This is a genomic window from Psychromonas sp. (assembly GCF_041586535.1).
In the GTDB taxonomy this organism is placed as follows: Bacteria; Pseudomonadota; Gammaproteobacteria; order Enterobacterales; family Psychromonadaceae; genus Psychromonas.
This window is the reverse complement of the sequence record NZ_JBFGZY010000237.1, coordinates 1-2,027: the sequence shown is the minus strand read 5'-3', so window position 1 is coordinate 2,027 and position 2,027 is coordinate 1. Positions and strand designations below refer to the sequence as shown.

The window sequence follows — 2,027 nt, the reverse complement described above, 5'->3', positions numbered from 1 at the left end:
TGTAATAGACAGTGATGCGTTTATCTTTTTTAAACCATCTGGTCTGCGAAAATTCTTATCGTTAACAATTGAATATTATATTTGTCACTTGTTTGACTATATAATGGCGGATTATTTCAATTAGAATACAATAAGGAATCACATGATTCTCTTCTCCACCGAAATTTATAAACTGCTCAACACGGCTTTAACTGAATTATCAGACTCTCAACAATCCGGTAGAACGCCTCATAACCCGCTCAGCGAAGCACATTATTTGGGCGCATGGGTAACAACAGCCATGAAAAAAAAACGTTTTGATCCTATTGTTGTGCCTACTTTACTGAATTGGCAAAGACAAGCACGCAGTCTGGGTAAAAATGCCGGTCTGAAACGTCAGTTTATCTATTTAGAAAAGTGTTACAGCGAAGTGTTGGATGAGAATAAGCAGGTCCAGGCGGTAAATAAAAACCAGCTTGAAAAACTTTATGCAAAGCTTGAAGAAGAACAGTGGATGGTGACAACGGATTTAACCGTCGGAGAAAGGCTTAATCGCCACAGTGGCGGTAAAGACTCACTGATAGTTTGTGCACAGCAAATTGTAGATTGTTTTGATGAGCAGGATAACTTAGTCACGCCTATCTCTTTATATGTGCGAGGAAATCAGCAACAAATTATTGATTTTGCCTTTGCCCAGAATTTACTTTTATATAAAAAGACCGATTATAAATCGAAAGTGAAATACCACGGTGAGTTTGTTGTCTATCCCAATAATGACGGCAGCTTTTTACCGGAGTTTCCTGAAAATCAGACTGTTGATCAGTAATTAAGGCGAGGCAGAGGATGCGACGCTTAAAGCGCCGCATCAACAACTAAAATTTGTCAGGTATTTTCGAGTTTAGGCGATTAGCTGACGGCTGAAAATACCACCTAACTTGCGTTGGCCTGCGCCTTCTGCTCAAGCAGCTCCTGTGCAATTAATTGTAATAAAAACGTTTCCCGCTCTATCGATAAGCCCTTTTTATCATTATTCAGCATGGTTGACTGATTATGCTTAATCGCATCATAAATATTCAGCCAGACAGGTTTCATGCCATTTTTGACTTCATAATCTTCATATTTTGTTGCACCGAGTTGAGCATCAATATGACAAACATAACAATATGATTTCATATGCATGATCTCATAACCGTCTCTGCCCCATGGGCGGAACTCTTCGTATAAACCAAAGTCCTGTATATCTCGTATATTTTGCGCCCCAGTCTCTTCCTGAAGCTCGCGTATTAATCCCTCTACCACCTTTTCGTTTTCATCAACGCCACCACCAGGCAGGGTGTAATCATGATACCGGGCAGTATAAAGCATTAAAATCATTTCCCCTTTTAGGACGATCGCGCGGGCGGCGTTGCGCACAAAGGTGCTTTGATCTAAAGAAAGGATTTCAGGATGAACGGCAGTTTTCAACAAGCGCATAATAGGACTCTGGAATAATTTGGCCGGTGATAATATCAGCAGGCAGGTTGAGTTTGAAGTAACTTTTGATATTGTTTAATAATCCCCGTTACCTCGTGCTGCGGACTTCGGGCAATGCGCTGATAGTGCTCGATGGTTTTCTGCAAATATACAAGATGCTCCTTCCTGGAAAAATCCCACATGCTTGAGCCGACTTTTGATATAGGCAGCTCTGCATTTAATGCCACATGCAGTATTTCATAACCGCGTTTATTTTCAATCAACAGACTTTCAGCGATCAATCCTAACTCCCTGCTGATTAAAAACTCACGAACCTGATAATTATGCTGTACCGGGCACAATAAAAACTCTAACCGGTAATGGCTGAATGCGCTTAAGATGGCCTCCACCAGCTTTATCGTCAATTCTCCGCCCACACCCGCGATAATAATCAGGTGACTATCTTTTTCAGGACATTTCGACACCCTGGCCAGAGGTAATTTTTCCACATCGCAGCAATGCACCGCCCACTCACTTTGCTGCGGCTCAGCCCCATAATATTTATCAAGATCATCTTTTAATTGATTTAATATAGC

At 41.2% G+C, this 2,027-nt stretch carries 3 protein-coding genes; 1 reads left to right on the top strand and 2 read right to left on the bottom strand.

Annotated features, from left to right (window positions below; translation table 11 throughout):
* Positions 1 to 142 precede the first annotated feature (142 nt).
* The gene (locus ABZA00_RS16940) at positions 143 to 805 is read left to right on the top strand and encodes a DUF2913 family protein (protein WP_372883322.1); all 663 of its coding nucleotides are present in this window, start codon (positions 143 to 145) and stop codon (positions 803 to 805) included.
* 104 nt (positions 806 to 909) lie between these two features.
* On the opposite strand, the gene ABZA00_RS16935 is transcribed toward ABZA00_RS16940, so the two are convergent.
* Positions 910 to 1,452 carry an NUDIX hydrolase gene (locus ABZA00_RS16935; protein WP_372883321.1) on the bottom strand — a complete coding sequence of 181 codons (543 nt, stop codon included), beginning with the start codon at positions 1,450 to 1,452 and terminating at the stop codon, positions 910 to 912.
* A 35-nt stretch (positions 1,453 to 1,487) separates the two neighbouring features.
* Positions 1,488 to 2,027 (bottom strand): tRNA (adenine(22)-N(1))-methyltransferase TrmK (locus tag ABZA00_RS16930; RefSeq protein WP_372883320.1); only part of this gene is annotated, 540 nt, incomplete at its 5' end.

Bases quoted from the DNA above. Each gene is read 5' to 3' on its own strand.
- ABZA00_RS16940 (WP_372883322.1), top strand. From the start codon at position 143: ATGATTCTCTTCTCCACCGAAATTTATAAACTGCTCAACACGGCTTTA.
- ABZA00_RS16935 (WP_372883321.1), bottom strand. From the start codon at position 1,452: ATGCGCTTGTTGAAAACTGCCGTTCATCCTGAAATCCTTTCTTTAGAT.